The sequence below is a fragment of the Cedecea davisae genome (assembly GCF_044095835.1).
Classification (GTDB): Bacteria; Pseudomonadota; Gammaproteobacteria; order Enterobacterales; family Enterobacteriaceae; genus Cedecea; species Cedecea davisae.
In genome coordinates this window covers 4,057,581-4,083,370 of record NZ_CP172054.1, presented here as the reverse complement: position 1 = coordinate 4,083,370, position 25,790 = coordinate 4,057,581, and the positions used below count along the sequence as shown (strand labels likewise).

Genomic DNA, 25,790 nt, shown 5'->3' with positions numbered 1-25,790 from the left:
ACAATTGAAAATGACTAACATGCTGGGAGAACACCATGCAAAAACATATGCTATTTGCTTCACTCTTTGCCGCCGCTACTCTGATGACCGTGGCCGGCTGTTCGTCCAATCAGTCGGTTAAGACCAGCGATGGCAAAACCATCGTTACCGACGGGAAACCGCAGGTAGATAAAGATACTGGGCTGGTCTCTTACAAAAACGCTGAAACCGGTAAAACCGAGCAGATCAACCGGGATCAGGTGAAAGAGATGAGCGAGCTGGACAATTAATTCAGAAATCTCCCGCTGAACGCTCAGCAATATTGACTGTTAGCCTGTCGATTATGTGACTAAACTCACTGTCATTAAATGCAGTAGTGAAGACAGGCTAACAATGATCCTTATTATTTATGCGCATCCCTACCCCCAGCATTCGCACGCCAACCGACAAATGATTGAGCGAGCGAAAACGCTGCCGGGGGTAGAGGTTCGCTCCCTCTACGACCTTTATCCCGATTTTAATATTGATATTGCCGCCGAACAGCAGGCGCTTAGTCGTGCCGAGTTGATTATCTGGCAGCATCCGATGCAGTGGTACAGCACGCCGCCGCTGATGAAATTGTGGATAGATAAAGTTCTGGCACATGGCTGGGCCTACGGCAAGGGTGGCAAAGCGCTACACGGTAAAGACGTGATGTGGGCCGTGACCACCGGCGGCAGCGAAAAGCATTTTGAGCTTGGGGATCACCCCGGTTTTGACGTGCTTGCTCAGCCGCTACAGGCTACCGCGCTCTATTGCGGCATGAACTGGCTGCCAAATTTCGCTATTCACTTCACCTTTGTTTGCGATGAGTTCACCCTCGCTCGCCAGGCGGATGAATATAAGCAGCGCCTGATGGACTGGCAGGAGGCTCGCCGTGGATAGCCATAGCATGATTCAGGCGCTGATTTATCTGGGGTCAGCGGCGCTTATTGTTCCGATTGCGGTTCGCCTCGGTCTTGGCTCTGTGCTCGGGTATCTGATCGCCGGTTGTATTATCGGCCCGTGGGGATTACGGCTGGTAACGGATGCGGAAAGCATTCTGCATTTTGCCGAAATTGGCGTCGTGCTGATGCTGTTTGTCATTGGCCTGGAGCTGGATCCTCAACGATTGTGGACGCTACGTGCTTCGGTGTTTGGCGGCGGCTTTTTACAAATGGCGGCCTGCGGTCTGGCACTTGGCGTATTCTGTATAGTGATGGGGCTGGACTGGAAGATTGCGGTATTGATAGGCCTGACGCTTGCGCTCTCTTCCACCGCTATTGCCATGCAGGCGATGAACGAACGTAACCTGACCGTTACGCCGATGGGGCGTAGCGCGTTTGCGGTGCTGTTGTTCCAGGATATCGCCGCGATCCCGCTGGTAGCGATGATCCCGCTGCTGGCCAGCAGCGGCGGCACGATGACCTTCGCCGCTTTTTCTATTTCTGCCCTTAAGGTTGTGGCCGCGCTGGCGCTGGTGGTGCTGTTGGGCCGCTATGTCACTCGTCCGGCTCTGCGTTTTGTCGCTCGATCCGGGCTACGTGAAGTGTTCAGTGCCGTTGCGCTATTCCTGGTCTTCGGCTTCGGCCTGCTGCTTGAAGAAGCCGGGCTGTCGATGGCGATGGGGGCGTTTCTTGCGGGTGTCCTGCTGGCCAGCTCCGAATACCGTCACGCGCTTGAAAGCGATATCGAACCGTTTAAGGGCCTGCTGCTTGGGCTGTTCTTTATCGGCGTAGGGATGTCTATCGACTTCGGCACTTTGCTGGAAGATCCGTTGCGCATTCTGGCTCTGCTGGTCGGTTTCCTGGCGATTAAAATGCTGATGCTTTGGCTGGTGGCTAAGCCGCTGAAGGTTCCACGCAGGCAGCGCCGCTGGTTTGCCGTACTGCTCGGGCAGGGAAGTGAGTTCGCCTTTGTTATCTTCGGCGCGGCACATATGGCGCAGGTGCTGGACGACAGCTGGGCGAAGTCGCTCACTCTTGCGGTTGCCCTGTCGATGGCGGCAACGCCTCTGCTGCTGGTTTTGCTGAACCGGCTTGAGAAGACGGGAAGCGAGCAGGCGGGAGAGGCCGACGAAATTGATGAAGAGCAGCCGAGGGTGATTATTGCCGGTTTCGGCCGCTTTGGGCAGATAGCAGGCCGTTTATTACTGACCAGTGGGGTTAATGTCGTCATCCTGGATCACGATCCAGACCACATTGAAACGCTGCGTAAATTTGGCACTAAAGTGTTTTATGGCGATGCCACTCGTGTTGATTTACTGGAGTCTGCCGGAGCGGCTGGAGCCGAGGTGCTGATTAACGCCATCGACGATCCTGAGGCGAATATGCAGCTTACCGAGTTGGCGAAGGAACATTTTCCACACCTGCAAATCCTTGCTCGTGCTCGCGACATTAATCACTACATCCGCCTGCGTCAGGCTGGCGTTGAGCAGCCGGAACGTGAAACGTTTGAAAGCTCTCTGAAGATTGGGCGACGCGCACTGGAAGGTTTAGGCGTAGGAAAGTACGAGGCAAGAGAAAGGGCCGATCACTTCCGTCGCTTCAACCTGCAAATGCTGGAAGAAATGGTGCCGACTGACGATATGTCGGCCGACAGGGCCGACGTGTTCAAACGCAATAGCGCCATGCTTACCGAGGTCATCAACGAAGATCGGGCGCATTTGAATGTGATCCAGCGCCACGGCTGGCAGGGGACGGAAGAGGGGCTGCATAGCGGCAAACTGGCGGATGAACCCCCGGCCAAACCGGCAGAGTAATATTGCTGAAAAATATTTACTTTCCCTGTAAAGAAAGGGGGTTCATGCTAACCCCTTGTTCCATATCCTGCTGTTGAAAACGGCGGCGTGTCTGGCCCAGCAGAATAAAAAAAATTCTCGTTACCGGCCACGCCCCCTGTCGACGAAAGATTGCGCTTTCCGTATAGTGGCGGCAATTTTTTTGCTTACCCTTAGGTTATATAAATGATCAGTCTGATTGCTGCTTTAGCGGTAGATCGTGTTATCGGCATGGAAAACGCCATGCCCTGGGATTTACCTGCCGACCTGGCCTGGTTTAAACGCAATACGTTAAACAAGCCGGTTGTTATGGGGCGCCTGACCTGGGAGTCTATTGGTCGTCCACTTCCTGGCCGTAAAAACATTGTTATCAGCAGCAAGCCGGGTAACGATGAGCGCGTTGAGTGGGTGACTTCGATAGAAGAGGCGATTAAAGCCTGCGGTGACGCTGAAGAGATTATGGTGATTGGCGGCGGGCGCGTTTACGAACAATTCCTGCCAAAAGCACAGCGCCTGTATCTGACCCATATTGATGCAGAAGTTGAAGGCGATACTCACTTCCCGGACTACAGCCCGGACGAGTGGCAGTCTACCTTTAGCGAGTTCCACGATGCCGATGAAAATAACTCGCACGGCTACTGCTTCGAAATTCTGGAACGTCGCTAGAACTTAGCCCTCTCCCACTGGGGGAGGGCTGATTATTAAGAGGCGACGGCCGCCTGGCCTTCATCCCCTTCCTGCTGGCGGTTTGAAGGCTGCACGAACCAGGCTTTATCTTCCCAGCGCAGGCAGGTGAGATCCCCTCCCCAGCAGCAGCCCGTATCCAGGGCATAAATCCCTTCCGGTGTGCCTTTACCTTCCAGCGATGCCCAGTGGCCAAACGCAACGGAATATTCAGCCGTAACAGGACCCGGGATAGCAAACCAGGGTTTCAGCGGAGAAGGTGCTTTCTCCGGCGTATCTTTGCAGTACATATCCAACTGCCCGTTCGGGAAGCAGTAGCGCATGCGGGTGAGCGAGTTGGTGATAAAACGCAGACGAGCGAGACCGGTAAGTGAGTCGGACCAGTTATTTGGCATATCGCCATACATGGCGTCGAGGAACAGCGGATAGCTGTCGCTCGAGAGCACGGCCTCCACGTCGCGAGCACAGGCCAAAGCGGTGCTGATGTCCCATTGCGGCGTAATACCCGCGTGGGCCATCACCAGCTTTTTGTCTTCATCCACCTGGATTAGCGGCTGGCGACGCAGCCAGTTGAGCAGCTCGTCCGCATCCGGCGCTTCCAGTAACGGAGTCACGCGATCTTTGGGTTTATTACGGCTGATGCCAGCAAAAACCGCCAGCAGATGGAGATCGTGATTGCCCAGCACCAGGCGCACGCTGTCGCCGAGGCTGCGGACATAGCGCAGGACTTCCAGCGAGGCAGGGCCACGTGCGACCAGGTCCCCGGTCAGCCATAACGTATCTTCTTCAGGTTTGAAATTAACCTGCTGTAGCAATGCGACCAGTTCATCGTAGCAGCCGTGAACGTCGCCTATCAGATATGTAGACATTGTATCAGTGAATAAATGTTGGGATGGCTAAACGGAAAACGGGAATTTCGACCCGGAAGGCCTCACCCTGAGCATCGACCATTTCATAATGGCCCTGCATGGTGCCGAGCGGCGTTTCGATAACCGCTCCGCTGGTGTACTGGTAGTCATTGCCCGGCTCAATCAGCGGTTGCTCGCCGACCACGCCTTCGCCCTGTACTTCGGTTTCCCGACCGTTACCGTTGGTGATAAGCCAGTAACGGCCGAGTAGCTGAACCGGCGTTCGCCCCACATTACGAATCGTGACGGTATAGGCAAACACGAAACGCTCATCTTCCGGAGAAGACTGCGACTCAATATAAATGCTTTGTACCTGAACACATACGCGGGGCGAATCAAGCATGGTTTAGCTCTCCGACGGCTGCTGAGGGTTGTCAGCCAGATAGTTTGCAAGCTTGCAATATTGAGCAACGGAAATATTTTCCGCACGCAGCGTCGCATCAATTCCCAACTCCGCCATGACCTCCGGGCTAAACAGATGGCCCAGGCTGTTGCGAATGGTTTTACGACGCTTGTTAAACGCCTCTGTCGTGATGCGGCTCAGAACACGCAGCTCTTTTACCGGGTGCGGTAAAGTTGCATGCGGGACCAGGCGCACTACGGCTGAGTCTACTTTTGGCGCCGGGGTGAACGCCGTAGGCGGCACTTCCAGCACCGGGATAACGTTGCAGTAATACTGCGCCATCACCGACAGGCGGCCATACGCTTTGCTGTTTGGCCCGGCGACCAGGCGGTTAACCACCTCTTTTTGCAGCATGAAGTGCATGTCTGCAATAGCATCAGTATAGGTAAAGAGATGGAACATCAGCGGCGTAGAGATGTTATACGGCAGGTTGCCGAAGACGCGCAACGGCTGGCCGATTTCCTGCGAAAGCGCACCGAAGTCCATTGTCATCGCATCCTGCTGATAAATCGTCAGCTTAGGAGCAAGGAACGGATGCGTCTGCAAACGGGCGGCGAGATCGCGGTCCAGTTCGATAACGGTCATTTTATCCATGCGCTCACCCACCGGCTCGGTTAATGCACCGAGGCCTGGCCCGATTTCGACCATTGCCTGGCCGGGCTGTGGGTTGATAGCGGAGACAATACTGTCGATAACGAACTGATCATTAAGGAAGTTTTGTCCAAAACGTTTGCGGGCAAGGTGGCCCTGGTGGACTCGAGTATTCATTGACTATTAGTAATCATTTTGATGGCGAGATTAAGCGCCGTAATAAAACTGCCGACTTCGGCTTTACCCTGGCCTGCAAGTTCAAGCGCAGTGCCGTGGTCAACCGAAGTGCGGATAAAAGGTAATCCCAGCGTGATATTTACCGCTCGGCCGAAGCCCTGGTATTTCAACACCGGCAGCCCCTGATCGTGGTACATCGCCAGCACAGCATCGGCGTGGTCGAGGTATTTGGGCTGGAATAGCGTATCTGCCGGTAACGGGCCAGAAAGGTGCATTCCCAAAGCTCGCATCTCATTTAACACCGGAATAATGGTGTCTATCTCTTCGGTGCCCATATGGCCACCTTCCCCGGCGTGCGGGTTGAGACCACAGACCAGAACGTGCGGCTGCGGGATACCAAATTTGGTTTGCAGGTCATGATACAGGATGGTGACTATCTGGCGTAGTAAATCTGGCGTAATGGCGTCAGAAATCGCTTTCAGCGGCAGGTGGGTGGTGGCCAGCGCAACGCGCAGCTCCTCCGTTGCCAGCATCATCACGACTTTTTCGCTGTGGGAGCGTTCTTCAAAGAATTCGGTATGGCCGATAAAAGGAATACCGGCATCGTTGATTATGCCTTTGTGTACCGGGCCGGTTATCAGCGCGGCAAACTCCCCGTTCATACAGCCGTCGCAGGCGCGAGCCAGCGTCTCGACCACATAGGCGCTGTTACGCACGTCGAGCTGCCCTGGAACCACCGGCGCGCAGAGTTCAACGGGTAACACGGTGAGCGTACCGGCAGCCTGGGGTATAGCGGGTGCACCGGCTTGCAAAGGCATTAAGGTAAGGGGAAGGCCGAGCAGAGCGGCGCGATCGAGTAAAAGATCCGGGGAAGCGCAGACGACCAGTTCAACGGGCCAGTCGCGTTGCGCCAACGCGACGACCAGGTCGGGACCAATCCCGGCGGGTTCGCCGGGAGTGATGGTCACACGAGAAATGTTAGCCATTGCTGCCTATGATTTTCACGTAAGCGCTGGCACGCTGTTCCTGCATCCAGGTTTGCGCTTCTTCAGAGAACTTGCGGTTGAACAGCATGCGGTAAGCACGGTCTTTCTGTGCGGCATCGGTTCTGTCCACTTTGCGGGTATCCAGCAGTTCAATCAGGTGCCAGCCAAAGGAAGAGTGCACCGGAGCGCTCATCTGGCCTTTATTCAGCTTCTGCAGGGCATCGCGGAAGGCAGGATCGTAGATATCCGTTGCCGCCCAGCCCAGGTCACCGCCCTGGTTCGCAGAGCCAGGATCGTCGGAGAACTCTTTTGCCGCAGCGGCAAAAGTGGTTTTTCCGCTCTTAATATCGGCGGCAATCTGCTCCAGCTTCTGACGCGCCTGGGCATCGTTCATGATAGGCGAGGTTTTCAGCAGGATATGGCGAGCATGAACTTCCGTAACCGAAATATTCTGGCTCTGGCCGCGCAGATCGTTAACTTTCAGGATGTGGAAGCCAACGCCGGAACGAATTGGGCCGATGATATCGCCTTTTTTCGCGGTGCTTAATGCCTGCGCGAAGATAGAAGGCAGCTCCTGGATACGGCCCCAGCCCATCTGGCCGCCTTTCAGCGCCTGCTGATCGGCAGAATAGCTGATGGCAAGCTTGCCGAAGTCGGCGCCGCCGCGAGCCTGTTCAACTACGTTACGCGCCTGTTTTTCCGCATCGTCAACCTGAGCAGAGCTTGGGTTTTCCGGCAGAGCAATCAGGATGTGGCTGAGGTTCAGCTCGGTGCTGCTGTCGTTCTGGTTGCCAACCTGCTGGGAAAGAGAGTCCACTTCCTGAGGCAGGATAGTTACGCGGCGGCGAACTTCGTTATTACGCACTTCCGAAATCGTCATCTCTTTACGAATCTGGCTGCGATAAGTGTTGTAGTTCACGCCGTCATAGGCCAGACGACTGCGCATCTGATCCATGGTCATATTGTTCTGTTTGGCGATGTTGGCGATAGCCTGATCGAGCTCATCGTCGGTAATCTTGACGCCCATTTTCTGGCCCATCTGCAGGATGATTTGGTCCATAATCAGGCGTTCAAGAATTTGGTGACGCAGGGTAGCATCGTCAGGAAGCTGCTGGCCCGCATCCCGTGAATTCATTTTCACCGACTGCATTAAGCCATCAACATCACTTTCAAGGACTACGCCGTTATTGACTACGGCGGCTACTTTGTCGACAACCTGTGGGGCGGCAAAAGCCGTGTTTGCCACCAGTGCGACACCAAGAAGCAGCGTTCTCCAGTTCTTCATACTTTTTCCATTTTACTTAGCCGCAAAGCGGATTATTTAGAGTATTCGTCAAAGTGAATTACATCGAGCTTTGGTACGGCAGAATGTTAGAACGCAGCATCTGCGGGATACCCAGGCCATAGTTGGAGCTAAGGCCGCGTAGCTCGATGTTAAAGCCGATTACGTTATCGTATTTGCTTTGGTTATTTTCCCAGCCGTTGATTTTACGTTCGACACCAACACGAATTGCATAGCAACAAGAGCTGTACTGGACGGCAAACATAGAGTCAGCGGACTGTCTGGCATTGGTATCATAGTAGTAAGCCCCGACTACCGACCAGCGATCGACTATCGGCCAGCTGGCTACCATACCTACCTGCGAGATCCCTTCTTTATATTGCTCGGCATAAGAATATGCTGGCAACGTCGCCTGAATATACTCCGGGCTGGCATAACGATAGGTTAACTGTGCCATGCGATCTGAATCGCGACGATACTCAATCGCGCCGCTGCCGGTTGCTACGTTGCCAAGGCGCGCGTCATACTGCACGCCGCCGCGCAGGCCCCAACGATCCGTCATACGCCAGTAGGTGTCACCGGCCCAGAGCATTGATCCAGTATTTTTATCTTTCTCCCAGTTGATGTTGTCATCCCCGGTTCGGGACTGGGTGAAATAGTAGATTTGACCAGCGGAAATATTAAAACGTTCAACCGAAGCATCATCATAAACGCGAGAAGTGACGCCGGTAGTCATTTGGTTGGCGGAAGCAATACGGTCCAGGCCGCCGTAGGTACGGTCCCTGAATAGCCCGCTGTAGTCTGACTGTAACAGCGAGGAGTCGTAGTTATTGATGGCGCTCTGGTTGCGGTAAGGCACGTACAGATACTGGGCGCGCGGCTCCAGGGTCTGAGTCCAGCCGGCTACGGAGTCCATATCGCGGTCAAAGATCAGCTTGCCGTCCATTTTAAACTGCGGCAGCGTGCGGTTGACGGATGATTCGAGACTATTAGCTGAGGCTAGTGTCTGCTGGTAAGAAGCATTGTTCCTATCGCTATTATATAAATTCGTAGCGTAGTTTTTATATTTATCAAGATTGCCTTGCTGATAATGGGTCATCATCAGCTTGGTTTCGGTATTCAGGCTGGCCCAGCCGTTCGACAGCGGCAGGCTGATAACCGGCTCCAGGTGCAGACGCGTGGCGTCCGGCATATTGTCATTCACGTTGGTGAATTTAACCGCCTGGCCATAAATACGGGTATCAAATGGGCCCACATCGTTCTGGTAGAAGTTAACGTCCAGCTGCGGCTCTGCGCGATAAGAACTAGTGCCGTTATTGAGTTGGTTAGCGAATACCTGGAACTGTTTGGCGGACAATGTCGCGTCAAAATTCTGGTTAGCGTATCCGACGCTGAATTTTTGCGTCGCGTAGCCGTCGGTGCTGGAGCCGTACTTAGAGCTAAAATCGTTAAAGTAGCGGGAGTCGCTGACTTTTGTATAGTCAACGTTGAAGCGCCATACCTGATCCATCACCCCGCTGTGGTTCCAGTAGAACAGCCAGCGGCGGTCCTTTTCACCAGGCGCGGTGTTAGTTTCATTCTTATATTCATCGTCTGACGGCAGGTAATCAAACTCCATCAAGCCTGTACCCGCCTGGGTCAGATAGCGGAACTCGTTCTGCCATTGAATGCCGCCGCGTTTGTCTATGTAGTGCGGCGTAATGGTGGCATCGAAGTTAGGCGCAATGTTCCAGTAGTACGGCAGTGCGAACTCGATGCCGTTGTTGGTACTGTATTTAGCGCTTGGGATCAGGAAGCCTGAGCGGCGTTTGTCGCCAATCGGCAACTGCAGGTAAGGGCTATAAAAGACCGGCACCGGGCCGAGCTTAAAGCGGGCGTTCCAGATCTCGGCGACTTCTTCCTGACGGTCCTGAATAACTTCGCTTCCGACCACGCTCCAGGTATTGGAGCCGGGCAGGCAGGAGGTAAATGTCCCGTTCTCGAGGATGGTGTAGCGGTTATCGCCGCGCTGCTTCATCAGGTCCGCAGTTCCGCGACCCTGACGGCCTACCATCTGGTAATCACCGCTCCAGACGTTAGTATCTTTGGTATTTAAATTCGACCACGCTTTCGGACCTTTCAGGATGACCTGATTATCGTCGTAATGCACATTACCTAAGGCATCGACGGTGCGTACCGGTTCCGGCTGGCCTTCAACCTGCTTCTGATGCAGTTGGACTTCGTCAGACTGTAGACGGCTATTCCCCTGCTGAATGTCAACATTGCCGGTAAATACGGCATTATCCGGGTAATTTCCTTTGGCATGATCGGCCTGGATAGTTACCGGAAGGCTGTTGCCATCGTCCTGAACCAAAGGACGGTTGTAGCTTGGGATACCCAGCATACATTGCGAGGCAAGGTCGGCAGCCATACCTTGTTGGCTATAAAGCGCTGAGCCAATCAGGGTGGCCAGCAAGGTGGGAATACGTTTTTTCATACGTGTTATTTGTTGTTCCGTCATCAGGGTATAGCGAAGGCAAACGGTCAGAGACTAACGTACTCATCACCACAGCGCTAGTGTTAATCCAGCCCGTTCAGCAGGATGCCGTTAGGCACCGCTATCAATGGCGGGTATGATAAAGCAAATTCTAGACGACGGCATGACGATTTGGGGAGTATATGCGGTATTGGGGAAAAGTAGTGGGTGTTGCTTTGGGGTTAATCTCGGGCGGCGGCTTCTGGGGTGTGGTGATTGGTTTTCTTATCGGCCATATGTTCGATAAGGCGCGCGGCCGCCGTGGCGCCTGGTTTGCCAACCAGCAGCAGCGTCAGGCGCTGTTTTTTTCTACCACTTTTGAAGTGATGGGGCATCTCACCAAATCGAAAGGCAGAGTAACCGAGGCGGATATCCAAATCGCTTCTTTACTTATGGACCGCATGCAGCTCCACGGTGAAGCGCGCGCTGCGGCGCAAAGAGCCTTCCGGGACGGTAAAGAGAACGGCTACCCGCTGCGTGAAAAAATGCGTCAGATGCGCACCGTGTGCTTTGGCCGCTCCGATCTTATTCGGATGTTTCTGGAAATCCAAATCCAGGCGGCGTTCGCCGACGGTTCATTGCATCCGAATGAGCGGCAGGTGCTGTATGTCATTGCCGAAGAGTTGGGGATTTCTCGCGGCCAGTTTGACCAGTTCCTGCGCATGATGGAGGGCGGCCAGCAGTTTGGCGGCGGGCAGTATCAGCAGCAGTCACAGGGCGGCTTCTCTCAGCAGCAGCGAGGCCCAACGCTTGAGGACGCCTGCAATGTGCTGGGGGTGAAAAGCTCCGATGAGCCGACGGTCATCAAGCGTGCCTACCGTAAGCTGATGAGCGAGCATCATCCGGATAAATTGGTGGCAAAAGGGTTACCGCCGGAAATGATGCAGATGGCGAAGCAGAAAGCGCAGGAAATTCAGGGTGCTTACGACCTGATTAAAACGACGAAAGGGTTCAAGTAGAAAAAAGCCTCCATTCGGAGGCTTTTAGTCAAAAGTCAGCAGGTGTTTTAAACGTCATTGGCGTACCGAAGCTTGGGTGGCTTATGGTAAGCATTTCGGCATGCAGTTGCAGACGAGGTGCCATTGCCAGCGCCTCAGGCGTGGCGTAGAAGCGGTCACCAAGGATCGGGTGCCCGAGCGCCTGCATATGGACACGCAGCTGGTGCGAGCGCCCGGTAATCGGTTTTAGCTGTACGCGGGCGGAATTATCCGCCGCGTATTCCAGCACCTGATATTCCGTCTGAGCCGCTTTCCCTGTTTCGTAGCACACCTTCTGCTTAGGCCTATTTGGCCAGTCGCAAATCAGCGGCAAATCCACCATGCCTTTCTCCGGCTGTGGATGGCCCCAAACGCGAGCCACGTACTGTTTCTTCGGCTCGCGCTCGCGAAACTGGCGTTTGAGTTCACGCTCGGCCGCTTTGGTCAACGCCACTACAATAACGCCGCTGGTCGCCATATCAAGCCGATGGACCGATTCTGCCAGCGGATAGTCGCGCTGGACGCGCGTCATTACGCTGTCTTTATGCTCTTCAAGACGCCCGGGAACCGACAACAGGCCGCTGGGCTTGTTGACCACCATGATGTGCTCATCCTGGTAAAGGATGTGCAGCCACGGTTCAGTTGGCGGGTTGTACGGTTCCATCAACATTTACTCTGCATCCTTCAAGTCACAGCTGAGTTTGCTGCTCTTGTTTATCCCGGTCACTGGCTCAAGTCAGCGACCGGGAATGCTTTCTCTTGCCGCTTTGCTACAACTCGAATGATTTGAGTAAAGCGACGTCTATTTACTGGTGGGTAACGACAATCAGGCGAAGCGCATCCAGGCGCCAGTTAGCCTGGCTCAGGGCTTCCATTACCTGCTGACGGTTGCTTTCAATTGCCGCAAGTTCGTCATCACGGATGTTAGGGTTGACCGCCTTCAGCGCTTCCAGACGTGACAGTTCCGCACTCAGTTTCTCATCGGCTTCTTCGCGAGCAGAGTCGATCAGCTCCCGTGCAGCGCTGGCGACTTTCTCTTCGGCCAGTTGCAGAATCGCGTGAACGTCGGGCTGCACCGCATTGACCAGTTTGCTGCCGGTGTGGCGGTTAACCGCACTCAGCTGGCGGTTGAAGCTTTCAAACTCCACCTGTGCCGCAAGGTTGGTGCCATTTTTATCAACCAGCATACGCACCGGCGTTGGCGGCAGGAAGCGGTTAAGCTGCAGCTGTTTAGGCGCTTTCGCCTCAACAACGTAGACCAGCTCAAGCAGCAGCGTGCCTACCGGCAGCGCCTTGTTCTTCAGCAGAGACAGGGCGCAGCTCCCGGTATCGCCGGAAAGGATCAGATCCAGGCCGTTACGGATGATCGGGTGTTCCCAGGTAACAAACTGCGCGTCTTCGCGGGATAGCGCCACATCACGTTCGAAGGTAATGGTGCAGCCATCTTCCGGCAGGCCCGGGAAGTCCGGCACCAGCATATGGTCGGACGGCGTCAGTACAACCATGTTGTCGCCACGATCGTCCTGGTTGATACCGACGATGTCGAACAGGTTCATCGCAAAGCTTACGAGGTTGGTATCGTTATCCTGCTCGGAAATTGCCTGCGCCAGCGCCTGGGCTTTTTCGCCGCCGTTGGAGTGGATCTCCAGCAGGCGGTCACGGCCCTGTTCAAGCTGAGTTTTCAGCGCATCGTGCTGCTCGCGGCACTGTTTAATCAGGCCATCAAAGCCTTCGGTGTTTTCCGGGGCGGCAAGGTACTCGATAAGCTGCGGGTAGACGCTATCGTAAATGGTGCGGCCGGTCGGGCAGGTATGCTCGAAGGCATCCAGCCCCGCGTGATACCAGTCTACCAGTACCGACTGCGCGGTTTTTTCCAGATAAGGAACGTGGATCTGGATATCGTGCGCCTGGCCGATACGGTCGAGGCGGCCGATACGTTGTTCCAGCAGATCCGGGTTAAACGGCAGATCAAACATCACCAACTGGCTGGCAAACTGGAAGTTACGCCCTTCGGAACCGATTTCGGAGCACAGCAGGACCTGAGCGCCGGTGTCTTCTTCCGCAAACCAGGCGGCTGCGCGGTCGCGTTCGATAATTGACATGCCTTCATGGAACACGGCGGCACGAATGCCTTCACGCTCGCGCAGAACCTGCTCAAGCTGTAGCGCGGTGGCGGCTTTGGCACAGATAACCAGCACTTTTTGCGAGCGGTGGCTGGTCAGGTAGCCCATCAGCCATTCGACGCGCGGATCGAAGTTCCACCAGGTGCCGGTATCGCCTTCGAATTCCTGATAAATCTGCTCCGGATAAAGCATATCGCGGGCGCGTTCCTCAACGGACTTGCGCGCCGCCATGATGCCGGAAACTTTAATTGCCGTTTGATACTGCGTTGGCAGCGGCAGGCGAATGGTATGCAGTTCGCGTTTCGGGAAGCCTTTCACGCCGTTACGGGTATTACGGAACAGCACGCGGCTGGTGCCGTGGCGGTCCATCAGCATAGAGATCAGCTCCTGACGAGCGGCCTCGCTGCCTTCGCGATCGCTATTGGCGGTTTGCAGCAGCGGCTCGATATCCTGCTCGCCGATAAGCTCGCCCATGGTGTTGAGCTGCTCGTCAGTCAGGCGATCGCCCGCCAGCAGCAGAGCAACGGCGTCCGCAACCGGACGGTAATGCTGCTGCTCTTCAACGAACATCTCGAAGTCATGGAAGCGGTTAGGATCAAGCAGGCGCAGACGCGCAAAGTGGCTTTCCATTCCCAGCTGTTCCGGCGTTGCCGTCAGCAGCAGCACGCCGGGTACGTGTTCGGCCAGCTGTTCGATGGCCTGGTATTCGCGGCTCGGTGCGTCTTCGCTCCACACCAGATGGTGGGCTTCATCGACAACCAGCAGATCCCATTCCGCTTCGCACAGGTTTTCAAGGCGCTGTTTGCTGCGGCGCACAAAGTCGAGCGAACAGATGACCAGCTGTTCGGTATCAAACGGATTGCTGCTGTCGTGCTGGGCTTCGGCATAGCGTTCGTCATCAAACAGGGCGAAACGCAGGTTGAAGCGGCGCAGCATTTCAACCAGCCACTGATGTTGCAGAGTTTCCGGCACCACGATAAGCACACGCTCGGCGCTGCCTGCCAACAGTTGCTGGTGGATTATCATCCCGGCTTCGATGGTTTTGCCCAGGCCAACTTCATCGGCTAGCAGGACTCGCGGCGCATGGCGGCGGCCTACATCGTGGGCAATATTCAGCTGGTGCGGGATAAGACTGGTGCGCATGCCGCGCAGTCCGCTCCAGATCTGGCGAGATTGTTCGCTCTGATATTTGCGCGCGCGAAAACGTAGCGCAAAACGGTCCATGCGGTCGATTTGCCCGGCAAACAGGCGATCCTGAGGCTTGCTGAACACCAGCTTGCTGTCGAGAAACACTTCGCGCAGCAGAACGCTTTGTTCTTCGGTGTCGAGGCGGGTACCAAGGTAGGCGAGTAAACCCTTTTCTTCCTTAACTTCATCAACTTTTAGCTGCCAGCCTTCATGGCTGGTAATGATGTCGCCCGGGTTAAACATCACGCGGGTGATAGGCGAGTCATTTCTGGCATACAGACGATTTTCACCCGTTGCCGGGAATAGCAGAGTAACCATGCGCGTATCGAGCGCCACAACAGTTCCCAGTCCCAGTTCGCTTTCGGTATCGCTGATCCAACGTTGACCAAGTGTAAAAGGCATAAGTTTTCGGCTCTATTTCAGTGACTTAAATTTGCAGGCAATAGCATGGCTACCGCGCACAAGGGGCGCAGTCGTTTAAAATTGGGTCTATGGATTCGGAGAAGGGCGCTATGGTACTGGATGGCAACGGATTCGTCACCTGCTTGTCACACCCCGAGTCTATTAAAATAGCCCCATTTGCCCCGTCATCAGTGTAGCAAAGTCATCCTCAAGGAAGGGCAAAATCCCTTCTGCCACCGGCTGTAGCTGGCGCGTCAGGTAATGATCGTAATCCAGAGGGGCCTGCTGGTAATCCACAGGCTCGGGGCCGTTTAGCGTCATCACATATTTTATTGTACCGCGGTTTTGGTACTGCGCCGGGCGCCCAAGCCGCTGGTTATGCTCGTCGGCAAGTCGGGCGGCGCGGACGTGAGGCGGGACATTTTTCTGGTATTCACTTAGCGGGCGGCGCAGCCTTTTGCGATAAATCAGCTGGGCGTCCAGCTCACCCGCCATCAGGCTGGCAATCGTCTCACGAATATAATCCTGATAGGGCTCGTTGCGGAAAATCCGCAGGTACAGCGTTTGCTGGAACTGTTGGGCGAGGGGCGTCCAGTCCGTGCGCACCGTTTCCAGCCCCTTGAACACCATGCGCTGAGCGTCGCCCTCCTGAATCATCCCGGCATAGCGTTTTTTACTGCCCTGATCCGTTCCTCTGATGGTTGGCATCAGGAAACGGCTAAAATGGGTTTCGTACTCCAGCTCCAGCGCACAGCTGAGGTTTTGTGTGTTCTTCAGGTGCTCGCGCCACCAGTTATTAACGTGCTCAACCAGTTGGTTACCGATGCGCGCGGCATCCTGCTCGGTGTGCGCCTTTTTAAGCCAGATAAAGGTTGAATCCGTATCGCCATAAATCACGTCATACCCGCAGGCTTCTATTAATTCCCTGGTCTGGCGCATGATCTCATGTCCACGCATGGTGATCGATGAGGCAAGACGGGGATCGAAAAAGCGGCAGGCGCTGGTGCCCAGCACGCCATAAAAGGCGTTCATGATTATTTTCAACGCCTGGGACAGAGGTTTATTGCCCCGGCGTTTTGCTTCGTCTCGGCCGTGCCATATTTGGCCGACTATTTCCGGCAGGCAGTGTTTTTCGCGGGAGAACCACCCGCCAATAAAACCTTCAACAGCGTGCGCGGAGTCCGGCTGCGCGGTGCCTTCGACCAGCCCGACAGGATCGATTAAAAAGGTGCGAATGATAGACGGGTAGAGGCTTTTATAATCCAGCACCAGCACCGAGTCGTACAGCCCGGGGCGGGAATCCATAACGTAGCCGCCGGGGCTTGCCTGCGGCGGCACTTCACCAAGGTTAGGTGCGACATAACCGGCGCGGTGCATACGCGGGAAATAGAGATGACTGAATGCCGCTACCGAGCCGCCGTGTTTGTCCAGAGGCAGTCCGTTCACCGAAGCGCGCTCCAGCAGGAACGGCATCAGCTCGGTTTTATGGAAAATCCGCGTAACCAGCTCGCAGTCTTTGAGGTTATAGGTTGCCAGGGCGGGCTTATCTTCGGCAAAGCGGCGATCGATCTCATCCATTCGATCCCATGGATTATCGATAGATTTGCCTTCTCCCAGCAGCTCGCGTGAGACGGTTTCCAGAGAAAAAGAGGAAAAATTCCAGAATGCGGATTTCAGGGCTTCAATACCGTCGATGATTACCCGCCCGGCAATCTGGGCGAAGAATACGCCCTGTTTGAAACCGTGCTCGCGCCATTCCAGCAGGCTGTTGCCACGGCCCAGCCGGAGCGGTACCTGATAGCGTTCTGCCATTTTTTGCAGCACCCGCAGGTCGAACTGCACCACGTTCCAGCCTATCAGGACGTCGGGATCGTGTTCGGCAAACCAAGCGTTGAGCTTTTCAAGCAGCAGAGGGCGACTGGCAACATATTCCAGCGTGAAATCCAAACTGGAGGCCTCGCCGTTCTCCGGCCCCAGCATGTAGACGTGGCGCTGGCCGCAGCCCTCAAGGCCGATGCAGTAAAGCTCGCCGTGGCGGTTGGTTTCGATATCCAGCGATACCCATTTCAGCGGTGGGCGATATTCCGGGGCCGGCTTCAGGCGCGTGTCGAGCAGCACTTCGCCCTGAGGCTGGCCGCTGAACCAGACCGGGGCGGTGATAAAGCGCTCCATCAGGAAACGCTCCGGCGGGCGGATGTCCGCTTCGTAAACCGTTACTCCGCCGTCCCGCAGCAGTTTCTCAAACCTGATGAGCTGGCGGTGTTGGTGGCAATAAAGACCGGCCACCGGCTGACGGTGGAAATCTTTTAGCTCAAGCGGAGTGAGGCGGAACTGGCTTTCGCCTGCCAGCAAACGCTGCGCCTGCGCCAGCTGTGCCTGCGGAATAAAAGCCACGGACTCCTGCGGCGGCAGGCGCACTTTTTGCGGGCCAGCATCGGTGGCCAGCCAGAAATCAACTTCGGTTCCGCGTGGAGTATCCCGCCAGTGTCTGGTCAGCAGAAACCCCTGACGAGCTTGAGACACGCTGCATTCTCTTTCAGGAAAAGTGCTTCGATTATAGTCCATTTTGCGGCTGATTACTGCATTTATATACAGTGTTGTCGAGCGATGCCGCAAACCATCCGGAACTTTCCCGGCTATTATTTATTCATATAAATGATACCTTGACGGCCATCACGTTAATTCTGGAGAATCCCCCGCTCGTTTATCGACGGAAAGCCTATGGAAGCCTTACTGGAACACTTTATTACGCAGTCAGTAGCATATTCGCTTTTTGCGGTGATGCTGGTGGCCTTCTTTGAGTCGCTGGCGCTGGTGGGGCTTATCCTGCCGGGCACGGTGATGATGGCGGGGCTTGGCGCGCTTATCGGCAGCGGGCAGGTCAATTTTTACTATGCATGGGGCGCAGGAATTGTAGGCTGCCTGCTGGGCGACTGGATTTCATTCTGGCTGGGGCAGCGTTTTAAAGGGCCGCTGCACCGCTGGTCGTTTATGAAGAAGAACAAGGCGCTGCTGGATAAAACCGAGCACGCCCTGCATCAGCACAGCATGTTTACCATCCTGGTTGGGCGGTTTGTTGGCCCGACGCGGCCGCTGGTGCCGATGGTTGCCGGAATGCTGGACTTGCCGCTGGCTAAGTTTCTGCCGCCGAATATCATTGGCTGCCTGCTCTGGCCTCCGCTCTATTTTATGCCCGGTATTTTGGCCGGCGCGGCGATAGACATTCCGGCAGATATGAAGAGCGCCAGCTTTAAGTGGCTGCTGCTGGCGGTGGCGCTGCTATTATGGCTGGCCGCCTGGCTGTGTTGGCGTTGGTATCGTAGCGATAAGAGCGGCTCAGACAGGCTTACCCGCTTTCTGCCTCGCTCGCGTTTACACTGGCTGGCGCCGTTGATGCTGGTGGCCGGAATCGGCAGCCTCGTGGCGCTGCTTCAGCATCCGCTGATGCCGGTTTACTGGGATATTTTGTGGAAGGTTTTATCCCACTAGCGGCCGATACCCAACAGCGTCGAGGCGCTTGCCTCGCCGCTTAGCAGCGTTTTTGTTTCCCCATCCCAGGCTATACGTCCGTCCATAACGACAAGGCTGCGTTCGGCAATGCGCGCCGCATCTTCAGTGCTATGAGAGACCATCAGCAGCGTCAGCCGCTGCTCCCGACACAGTTCATCAAGCAGCTGTAGCATCTCCTGGCGCAGCGCCGGGTCGAGCGCCGAAAAGGGTTCATCCAGCAATAAAATAGGCTGCTGACGCACCAGGCAACGGGCCAGCGCCACACGCTGGCGCTGGCCGCCGGAAAGCTGGGACGGCAGACGATCGAGCATCTTCTGCAACCCCATGCGCTCTGCCATTGCCACCAGCCTGCTCTGCTGCTGCGCATTTAGCTTCATACCGGGGTGCATACCGAGGGCGATGTTCTGCCGGACGTTAAGGTGGCTGAACAGGTTGTTTTCCTGAAATAGCATGGACACAGGGCGAGCCGAAGGCGGCGTTCGGGTATGTTCTTTTCCGTCCAGCTTGATGCTGCCGCTGGCCGGTTCAAGGAAACCGGCAACCAGGCTCAGCAGCGTGCTTTTCCCCGCGCCGCTTGGCCCAAGGATTGCCACGCGTTCACCGGCGGTAACGCGGAGAGAAAAGCGCATGGGTAAATGCTGATACAGCCAGGTTACATCAGTCAGAGTTAGCATCGCGCCCCGGTAATTTTTCAATCAAAGTGAACAGCATAAAGCACAGAAGTAATAGCAACAGCGCCGTCACCGCGCCATCCTGGCTGCGGTAAGAGCCGATTTGCTGGTACAGCCAAAACGGCAGCGTGCGGAAATCTTCATTGCCAAACAACGCAACCACGCCAAAATCGCCGATAGAGAGCACGCAGGCAAACGCCAGCGCCTGAGAAATTGGGATTTTGAGCGCCCTGAGTTCAATAAACCGCAGGCGATTAAAACCGCTAATATTCAGTGACTGGCAGAGCTGCGTATAGCGTTCCGCTACGTCACGCATGGGATTTTCCAGCACTTTCAGCGCATAGGGAATGGCCATCAGCGCATTGGTAAAAATGACAATTGCATCGGCAGACTGGGGCAGGCCGACGGTATTATTGAGCAGCAGGAAGAAGCCGGTAGCCAGTACGATGCCCGGCATTGCCAGAATTAACATGCCGCTTAGTTCTATAGCCTGCCCGGCAAACACTCGCTTGCGCAGCCGCAGTTCACGCGAGCTCCACAGCAGCATCATGGTTAACACAACGCAGATAACTCCGGCGGCAACCGCAATGCGCAGCGAAGTCCAGAGCGCCTGCCAGAGCGCGGCCTGCCGGAGCACGCTGCTCATGCTGCTATTGACTCCGTCGAACATCACCGCCAGCAAAGGCGGGAGCAATAGCAGCAATGCCAGCCCGATGAGCAGGCCATCGCACAGTTTACGGCGCAGAGAATCCTGCGGATCTCGCCAGCCTTGTAGCTGGCTTGAACCCACGGGGATAGCCTTGCTTAGTCTTTGGCTGAACAGCACCAGCCCAAGGCAGCAAGCCATTTGCAGCAGCGCAAGCAGCGCGGCTCTGGCAGGATCGTAGTCGTAGCTCAGGGCCTGGAAGATAGCCAGTTCGATGGTTGTTGCCTGAGGTCCTCCGCCCAGCGAGAGCACGGTCGCGAAACTGGCAAAGCAGAGCATAAAGATAAGCGCTCCGGCCGGCAGAATTTGCCGCCGCAGCCACGGCCATTCGACGAAGTGAAAGAAATTCCAGCCCTGCATACCCAGCTGCGCGGCCAGCTGGCGCTGCTCTGATGGAATATTATTCAGCGCCTGGAGCAGCAGGCGGGTGGCCATCGGCATGTTGAAAAAAACATGCGCCAGAAGGATGCCCTGTAAGCCGTAAGGCGAGAAATTCCACTCGAGGCCAAGCCAGCCGCAAAGCGTTGCCAGCCAGCCTTCGCGCCCGTAAACCGAGAGAATGCCAAATACCGCGACAAGCACCGGCAGCACCAGCGTCATGGCGCACAGCCGCAGCAGCGCCATACGGCCTGGAAAACGCCGTCGATAAAGCGCCCGAGCTAAAAAGATAGCCGGGAAAACGGAGAGTGCGGCGGAAAGAAAGGCCTGCCAGAAAGAGAAGCGCAGAACATGCCAGATATAGCTGTCCTGCAGCAGCGCGGAGACGTCCGTTTGCGGAGCGTTAAACCACAGCGCAAGGAAAGCCGCCAGGGCTACCGCCACCACCAGCGTGGCGGCAAATAGCCCTGGATAGAGCCAGCCGGGGATCAGCGGCTGACGGCGCGTTGCCATTCACTAATCCAGGTTGCTCGTTGGGCCGCGACCTGCTGAGGCGTAAACTCCAGCGTGGTTTGCGGTTTCACCAGCCCGTCAAAACCAGCGGGTAATTTCACGTCGGTTACCGGGTACATCCAGTTGCCGGTAGCGATAGTGTTCTGGAACCCAGGGGTGGTAATGAATTTGATAAATTTCTCCGCCAGCTCGGGCTGTTTGCTGCTGGCAAGACGCCCGGCAACTTCAACCTGCAGGTAGTGGCCTTCACTGAAGTCCGCGGCTGCGTAGTTGTCTTTCTTCTCTTCAATGATGTGGTAAGCCGGGGAGGTGGTGTAGCTCATGACCAGGTCGGCTTCACCTTTGAGGAACAGGCCATAAGCTTCGCTCCAGCCTTTGGTGACGGTGACGGTTTTTTTCGCCAGCTTCTGCCAGGCTTCTGGCGCTTTGTCGCCATACACTTTCTGCATCCAGAGCAGCAAACCCAGCCCCGGCGTGCTGGTACGCGGGTCCTGATAAATCACTTTCCATTTCTGCTCGCTTTCGACCAGCTCTTTCAGGCTTTTCGGCGGGTTTTTCAGCTTGTTTTTGTCATAAACAAAAGCGAAGTAGCCGTAATCATAAGGAACAAACGTGCTGTTTTTCCAGCCGCCGGGCACTTTCAGGCTGGCGGTGTCGATATTGGATGGCGCAAACAGTTTAGTTTGTGAAGCCGCGTCCAGCAGGTTGTTGTCCAGCCCCAGCACCACGTCAGCCTTGCTGTTTTTACCTTCCATGCGCACGCGGTTGAGCAGCGACACGCCGTCTTCCAGCGCGACAAATTTCAGTTCGCAGTTACAGTCGGCCTCAAACGCTTTTTTAACCGCCGGGCCAGGGCCCCAGTCGGCGGAAAATGAGTCGTAGGTGTAAACGGTTAATACGGGCTTAGCAAAAACGGGAGCGGCGACCAGCGCCAGCAGCGGCAGTAATTTTTTGAACACTTCGCACCTCTTATAAAAGGGGGCAAAGGAATTGAGCGGACTGTCTCAAATCCCTTCGCCGGCGTTATCCGGATCAGGTTCGACGGGTATTATCTCAGCGCGGACAATTTGTCCTGGCACCCCGTTGAGCAGGGAGGATTCTACTGATTTCCTCTGTGTTACGAAAGCGTTATGGGCCGGGTGGCGCAAACCAGGCGGATTTAAAATCAAACCAGCCGAGGGTGTTCATTCTTACCCCGCGCATACTGCGCTGACCTTCGATGCGCAACCAGTGGTGAATCAAGGGCATAACGTCGTTTCGCTCCAGCATTTGCTTGCACCATTCCGGCAGAGGAAGGGTTTTTCCGTGCCAGCGGCGGGCGTCGCCCTGCCAGTCCAGCGGCATGCATTTTTGGATAAGCGGCACTTCATACAGCTGGGCGAACAGGGAATATTCCAGCGGCATCGTAAAGTTAACGCTGTTCAGCCAGATATCGCTTTGCGCATCGCCCTGGTGCCACTCGGCGTAATCGACTTCCTGGATAATCAGCTTCACGCCCTGCTCGGCCAGCAGTTCGGTCATGATATTGCTGATAACGCGGTGTTCTACATGGTCGCGGTAGTAGGTGAGGGTAATGCTTTCGAGGCCAGCAGGCCTGGCGGGCAGCGGGCCGGGGCGCGAATGATGCCAGCGCGGCAGCAGGCCGTAGGCAGGGAACCAGTATTGCTGATACTGCTCGGCCGCACGGTAAATGAGATTGACCGGCGAAAGGATGTGGCCAATCCACTGGCGTACGCCTTCGTGAACGCCGAGCGTGGAGCGGCTGTCGAACAGCAGGTAGTAGCAGCCTTCTTCGGGGCGGCTTTCAACGGCTTTTTCGCTGTCCGGCATGCCCTGGAGCTGCACGCCGCAGCTCGACTCTTCCCCCACTTCCGGCAGTACCCAGAAGTTAACTTCATCAATCAGCGCCCGGAAGCCGAAGTAATCATCAAATGCGTGGATCTTCAGCTGGTTGCGATTATTACGGGCGACGGAATAAGGCCCTGTGCCAACGGGTTGGCTGGCAAAATCCGGCATCGTCGTCCATTCGCGCGGCAGGATCATGGCGTTAACGCTGCCCAGCAGCCACGGCAGCCAGTCATCCGGCTGGCTGAGATGAATATCCAGCGTCCAGGTGGTCGGGGAGGTTATCTGCGTGATGTGGGCAAACAGCGGCAGGGTATTGATGCGCTGTAGCGAGGTAATGATATCCAGCATGTCCAGCTCCCGGCCATGATGGAAATGAATGCCGGGGCGGAGAAAGAAGCGCCAGCGTAAAGGGGATATTTGCTGCCAGTGATGGGCAATATCCGCTTCCAGTTCCCCATTTTCCTCATTTATACGCGTCAGGCCGCTAAAAATTTGCCTTGCGATATGGGTTTCGGAGCGCCGCAGCGCCGAGCCGGGCAGCAGGTTAAGCAGAGGGCGGTAGTAAAGCACACGCAAAATATGGCGCCCCTGGCGGAAGCTGCGTCCCAAATGGGAGATAAGCATCTGGCGCACAGCCGCCTTATCGCCAACGATTTGCACCAGCTGATCGATGCGATCCTGCTCGAGCAAATCTTCGGCTCGCTGTTGCTGAAGCGCCAGCCCGGTGTAGAGGAAGGTGAGCTGCGAGCGTTTGCCGCGGCCCGCTTCGGCCTGCCAGCTTAGCCAGCCTTTTTCCTGCATGGCGTTCAGCAATGTGCGCATATGGCGACGTGAACAGCTCAGCAGCTCGGCCAGATCATTAAGCGTAGTTTCCTGTGGTTTGCCCTCGCAGCACTGCCACAGGCGGATGAATTGTTGTTGCAGACGTGACGAAGACATAAAAGAGGAACTCCCGCTGGAAACTCATCAATTTAACTATCCCTATATTACGTCAATAATCATCGGCGATGAAGCGAGGAGGTGTTTATGATGCGGTCATCACCTGTTAAGTTTTTCCAACAGTACTTTGCTGCGACACAATCTGTTCGTTCTGGATGGCTGGCTCGCCTGACGGTAGAGCAAAGACTAAGGATGCTCGAAGACTTGATGCAGTGGGAGGTTACAACCCCGATGCCCGAAAATACCCCCGCGCCGACTCATGTGTGACTGAGTATTGGTGCTTTTCACCGGCCAGCAGCTGTTTACTGCTGGCTTTTTTCGTTTAAAATTTACGCGCTTAGCCTCTGCCTTCGACTCCCTGGCCTTTTAAGGACATTCCATGCTCTGGTTTTTGACCCGCGCACGTCGTTTTAACCCGGTATATGCCGCTTTTATGGCTGTCGCTTTTATGATGGGGATAGCGGGTGCGCTACAGGCCCCAACGCTTAGCCTCTTTTTAACACGAGAAGTTGAGGTGCGCCCGTTCTGGGTCGGGCTGTTCTACACCGTTAACGCCATCGCCGGGATAGCCGTCAGCCTGCTGCTGGCAAAGAGATCGGACAGCCAGGGCGACAGGCGCAAGCTGATTATGGTGTGCTGTATGATGGCGGTTGCGAACTGCATTTTGTTTGCTTTTAACCGCCACTATCTGACGTTGATTACCGTTGGTGTGATGTTCGCCTCCATTGCTAACACCGCTATGCCGCAAATTTTTGCCCTGGCGCGCGAATATGCTGACCGCTCCGCGCGGGAAGTGGTGATGTTCAGCTCGGTGATGCGCGCCCAGCTCTCGCTTGCCTGGGTGATTGGCCCGCCGCTCTCTTTTATGCTGGCGCTGAAATACGGTTTTACCACCATGTTTCTTATTGCCGCCGGGATTTTTGTTATCTCGCTGGCGCTGATCGTTTTTGCTTTGCCTTCGGTTGCCAGGGTTGAGCAACCCGCCGAAGTTGCTATAACCCAGGTCAGCGGCTGGAAGGACAGTAACGTCCGAATGCTGTTTATTGCCTCAATGCTGATGTGGACCTGCAACACCATGTACATCATCGATATGCCGCTGTGGATAAGCCAGGATCTCGGCCTGCCGGACGAGCTGGCGGGCTTATTAATGGGCACCGCCGCCGGGCTGGAAATCCCTGCGATGATTCTGGCGGGCTACTATGTGAAGCGCTTCGGTAAGCGAAACATGATGGTGGTCGCGGTGGCGGCTGGCGTGCTGTTTTACCTCGGGCTGATTTTCTTTCACGGTAAGACGGCGCTGCTGGCCTTGCAGCTGTTTAACGCGGTGTTTATCGGCATTATTGCCGGGATCGGTATGTTGTGGTTCCAGGACTTAATGCCCGGCAGGCCGGGGTCTGCCACTACGTTATTTACCAACAGTATTTCAACGGGCGTTATTCTGGCGGGGATTTTACAGGGCGCGCTGGCGGAGAGTTTTGGTCACTATTCGGTTTACTGGCTGATGGCGGGGCTGGCTGCTGTTGCGCTTTACCTCACCAGCCGGGTTAAGAATGTTTGATAATTTTAGCCCTCTCCCGGAAAAGGAGAGGGCTAAGCGTTACTGCATAAAGGCCGGTAATTTTTGCTCGTAGCCGGAAATCGCGGCTTCGTGCTGCAATGTCAGGCCGATGCTGTCCAGACCGTTTAACATGCAGTGACGGCGGAAGCTGTCGAGCTCGAACGAGTAGCTTTTCTCGCCTGCCTGAACGGTTTTCGCCTCCAGATCTACCACAAACTTAATCCCCGGCTGGGCGGCGACAAGCTTAAACAGCTCGTCCACCTGCTCGTCGCTTAACGTTACCGGCAGCAGCTGGTTGTTAAACGAGTTGCCGTAGAAGATGTCGGCGAAGCTCGGGGCGATAACCACTTTAAAACCGTAGTCGGTCAACGCCCAGGGCGCATGCTCGCGGGAAGAGCCGCAGCCAAAGTTTTCACGCGCCAGAAGAATAGAAGCGCCTTTAAACTCAGGGTAGTTCAGCACGAACTCTGGGTTCGGCTGCTGGCCCGCATCATCCAGAAAACGCCAGTCGTTAAACAGGTGAGCGCCAAAACCGGTGCGGGTAACCTTCTGCAAAAACTGCTTCGGTATAATGGCATCGGTATCGACGTTCGCCGCGTCCAGCGGAACGACCAGGCCGGTATGTTGGATAAATTTCTCTGCCATGGTAGTTCCT

At 55.5% G+C, this 25,790-nt stretch carries 22 protein-coding genes and 1 riboswitch; of the genes, 8 read left to right on the top strand and 14 right to left on the bottom strand.

Annotated elements, in window-relative coordinates; genetic code table 11:
- Positions 1-35: 35 nt before the first annotated feature.
- The 4 genes from ACG1VR_RS19475 (at position 36) to folA (ending at position 3,442) form a co-directional block, all read left to right on the top strand.
- Positions 36-269, top strand: a complete 234-nt coding sequence (locus tag ACG1VR_RS19475) for a YgdI/YgdR family lipoprotein (protein WP_016534852.1) — start codon at positions 36-38, stop codon at positions 267-269.
- Positions 270-372: 103 nt separating this feature from the next.
- Positions 373-903 carry a glutathione-regulated potassium-efflux system oxidoreductase KefF gene (gene kefF / locus ACG1VR_RS19470; RefSeq protein WP_016534853.1) on the top strand — a complete coding sequence of 177 codons (531 nt, stop codon included), beginning with the start codon at positions 373-375 and terminating at the stop codon, positions 901-903.
- Positions 896-2,758, top strand: coding sequence for a glutathione-regulated potassium-efflux system protein KefC (kefC, locus tag ACG1VR_RS19465; protein ID WP_395489592.1), 1,863 nt, complete (start codon positions 896-898; stop codon positions 2,756-2,758). Before kefF ends, kefC begins: the two co-directional genes overlap by 8 nt.
- A 204-nt stretch (positions 2,759-2,962) precedes the next feature.
- Positions 2,963-3,442, top strand: coding sequence for a type 3 dihydrofolate reductase (folA, locus tag ACG1VR_RS19460; RefSeq protein WP_172568374.1), 480 nt, complete (start codon positions 2,963-2,965; stop codon positions 3,440-3,442).
- 35 nt (positions 3,443-3,477) lie between these two features.
- Here folA and apaH read toward each other — a convergent pair whose 3' ends face one another.
- Genes apaH through lptD form a run of 6 tightly spaced genes read right to left on the bottom strand, consistent with a single transcriptional unit; the run spans position 3,478 to position 10,283 of the window.
- The gene (gene apaH / locus ACG1VR_RS19455; protein WP_016534857.1) at positions 3,478-4,329 is read right to left on the bottom strand and encodes a bis(5'-nucleosyl)-tetraphosphatase (symmetrical) ApaH; all 852 of its coding nucleotides are present in this window, start codon (positions 4,327-4,329) and stop codon (positions 3,478-3,480) included.
- A 4-nt stretch (positions 4,330-4,333) separates the two neighbouring features.
- On the bottom strand, positions 4,334-4,711 hold the full coding sequence (apaG, locus tag ACG1VR_RS19450) for a Co2+/Mg2+ efflux protein ApaG (protein WP_016534858.1): 378 nt from the start codon (positions 4,709-4,711) through the stop codon (positions 4,334-4,336).
- 3 nt (positions 4,712-4,714) lie between these two features.
- Positions 4,715-5,539, bottom strand: a complete 825-nt coding sequence (gene rsmA, locus ACG1VR_RS19445) for a 16S rRNA (adenine(1518)-N(6)/adenine(1519)-N(6))-dimethyltransferase RsmA (protein WP_016534859.1) — start codon at positions 5,537-5,539, stop codon at positions 4,715-4,717.
- Positions 5,536-6,525, bottom strand: a complete 990-nt coding sequence (gene pdxA / locus ACG1VR_RS19440; protein WP_395489591.1) for a 4-hydroxythreonine-4-phosphate dehydrogenase PdxA — start codon at positions 6,523-6,525, stop codon at positions 5,536-5,538. The genes rsmA and pdxA overlap by 4 nt, the downstream gene beginning before the upstream one ends.
- Positions 6,518-7,810, bottom strand: coding sequence for a peptidylprolyl isomerase SurA (gene surA / locus ACG1VR_RS19435; protein ID WP_016534861.1), 1,293 nt, complete (start codon positions 7,808-7,810; stop codon positions 6,518-6,520). The genes pdxA and surA overlap by 8 nt, the downstream gene beginning before the upstream one ends.
- Positions 7,811-7,868: 58 nt before the next feature.
- Positions 7,869-10,283 carry an LPS assembly protein LptD gene (gene lptD, locus ACG1VR_RS19430; protein WP_395489590.1) on the bottom strand — a complete coding sequence of 805 codons (2,415 nt, stop codon included), beginning with the start codon at positions 10,281-10,283 and terminating at the stop codon, positions 7,869-7,871.
- A gap of 182 nt (positions 10,284-10,465) precedes the next feature.
- Here lptD and djlA point away from each other — a divergent pair, with 182 nt between their 5' ends.
- A complete protein-coding gene (gene djlA, locus ACG1VR_RS19425; protein ID WP_395489589.1) occupies positions 10,466-11,281 on the top strand; it encodes a co-chaperone DjlA in 816 nt (271 codons plus the stop codon).
- Positions 11,282-11,309: 28 nt separating this feature from the next.
- Here the strand turns inward: djlA and rluA are convergent, their stop codons facing one another.
- From rluA to polB, 3 genes are all read right to left on the bottom strand, one after another.
- Positions 11,310-11,969: a bifunctional tRNA pseudouridine(32) synthase/23S rRNA pseudouridine(746) synthase RluA gene (gene rluA / locus ACG1VR_RS19420; protein ID WP_016534864.1), complete on the bottom strand. Its 660-nt coding sequence runs from the start codon at positions 11,967-11,969 to the stop codon at positions 11,310-11,312.
- Between the two features lie 136 nt (positions 11,970-12,105).
- Positions 12,106-15,012: an RNA polymerase-associated protein RapA gene (gene rapA / locus ACG1VR_RS19415; protein ID WP_395489588.1), complete on the bottom strand. Its 2,907-nt coding sequence runs from the start codon at positions 15,010-15,012 to the stop codon at positions 12,106-12,108.
- A 162-nt stretch (positions 15,013-15,174) separates the two neighbouring features.
- Complete coding sequence (polB, locus tag ACG1VR_RS19410; protein ID WP_395489587.1) at positions 15,175-17,577, bottom strand: DNA polymerase II; 2,403 nt, start codon at positions 17,575-17,577, stop codon at positions 15,175-15,177.
- Between the two features lie 156 nt (positions 17,578-17,733).
- Here polB and ACG1VR_RS19405 point away from each other — a divergent pair, with 156 nt between their 5' ends.
- The gene (locus ACG1VR_RS19405) at positions 17,734-18,501 is read left to right on the top strand and encodes a DedA family protein (RefSeq protein WP_016534868.1); all 768 of its coding nucleotides are present in this window, start codon (positions 17,734-17,736) and stop codon (positions 18,499-18,501) included.
- Here ACG1VR_RS19405 and thiQ read toward each other — a convergent pair.
- From thiQ to sgrR, 4 genes are all read right to left on the bottom strand, one after another.
- Positions 18,498-19,196 carry a thiamine ABC transporter ATP-binding protein ThiQ gene (gene thiQ / locus ACG1VR_RS19400; RefSeq protein ID WP_016534869.1) on the bottom strand — a complete coding sequence of 233 codons (699 nt, stop codon included), beginning with the start codon at positions 19,194-19,196 and terminating at the stop codon, positions 18,498-18,500. The genes ACG1VR_RS19405 and thiQ overlap by 4 nt on opposite strands.
- Positions 19,180-20,790, bottom strand: coding sequence for a thiamine/thiamine pyrophosphate ABC transporter permease ThiP (gene thiP / locus ACG1VR_RS19395; RefSeq protein ID WP_395489585.1), 1,611 nt, complete (start codon positions 20,788-20,790; stop codon positions 19,180-19,182). Before thiP ends, thiQ begins: the two co-directional genes overlap by 17 nt.
- The gene (gene thiB, locus ACG1VR_RS19390) at positions 20,766-21,749 is read right to left on the bottom strand and encodes a thiamine ABC transporter substrate binding subunit (protein ID WP_395489584.1); all 984 of its coding nucleotides are present in this window, start codon (positions 21,747-21,749) and stop codon (positions 20,766-20,768) included. The genes thiP and thiB overlap by 25 nt, the downstream gene beginning before the upstream one ends.
- A gap of 32 nt (positions 21,750-21,781) precedes the next feature.
- A riboswitch (TPP riboswitch) is annotated at positions 21,782-21,883 on the bottom strand.
- A gap of 35 nt (positions 21,884-21,918) precedes the next feature.
- Positions 21,919-23,577, bottom strand: coding sequence for an HTH-type transcriptional regulator SgrR (gene sgrR / locus ACG1VR_RS19385; RefSeq protein WP_039897902.1), 1,659 nt, complete (start codon positions 23,575-23,577; stop codon positions 21,919-21,921).
- Positions 23,578-23,664: 87 nt separating this feature from the next.
- On the opposite strand from sgrR, the gene sgrT reads away from it, so the two are divergent.
- Together sgrT and ACG1VR_RS19375 are read left to right on the top strand one after the other, a co-directional pair.
- The gene (sgrT, locus tag ACG1VR_RS19380; RefSeq protein WP_039897904.1) at positions 23,665-23,844 is read left to right on the top strand and encodes a glucose uptake inhibitor SgrT; all 180 of its coding nucleotides are present in this window, start codon (positions 23,665-23,667) and stop codon (positions 23,842-23,844) included.
- Between the two features lie 112 nt (positions 23,845-23,956).
- Positions 23,957-25,135 carry a sugar efflux transporter gene (locus tag ACG1VR_RS19375; protein ID WP_395489583.1) on the top strand — a complete coding sequence of 393 codons (1,179 nt, stop codon included), beginning with the start codon at positions 23,957-23,959 and terminating at the stop codon, positions 25,133-25,135.
- 39 nt (positions 25,136-25,174) lie between these two features.
- Here the strand turns inward: ACG1VR_RS19375 and leuD are convergent, their stop codons facing one another.
- Positions 25,175-25,780 (bottom strand): 3-isopropylmalate dehydratase small subunit, encoded by a 606-nt coding sequence (gene leuD, locus ACG1VR_RS19370; protein WP_016534874.1) that lies wholly within the window; start codon positions 25,778-25,780, stop codon positions 25,175-25,177.
- Positions 25,781-25,790: the final 10 nt, after the last annotated feature.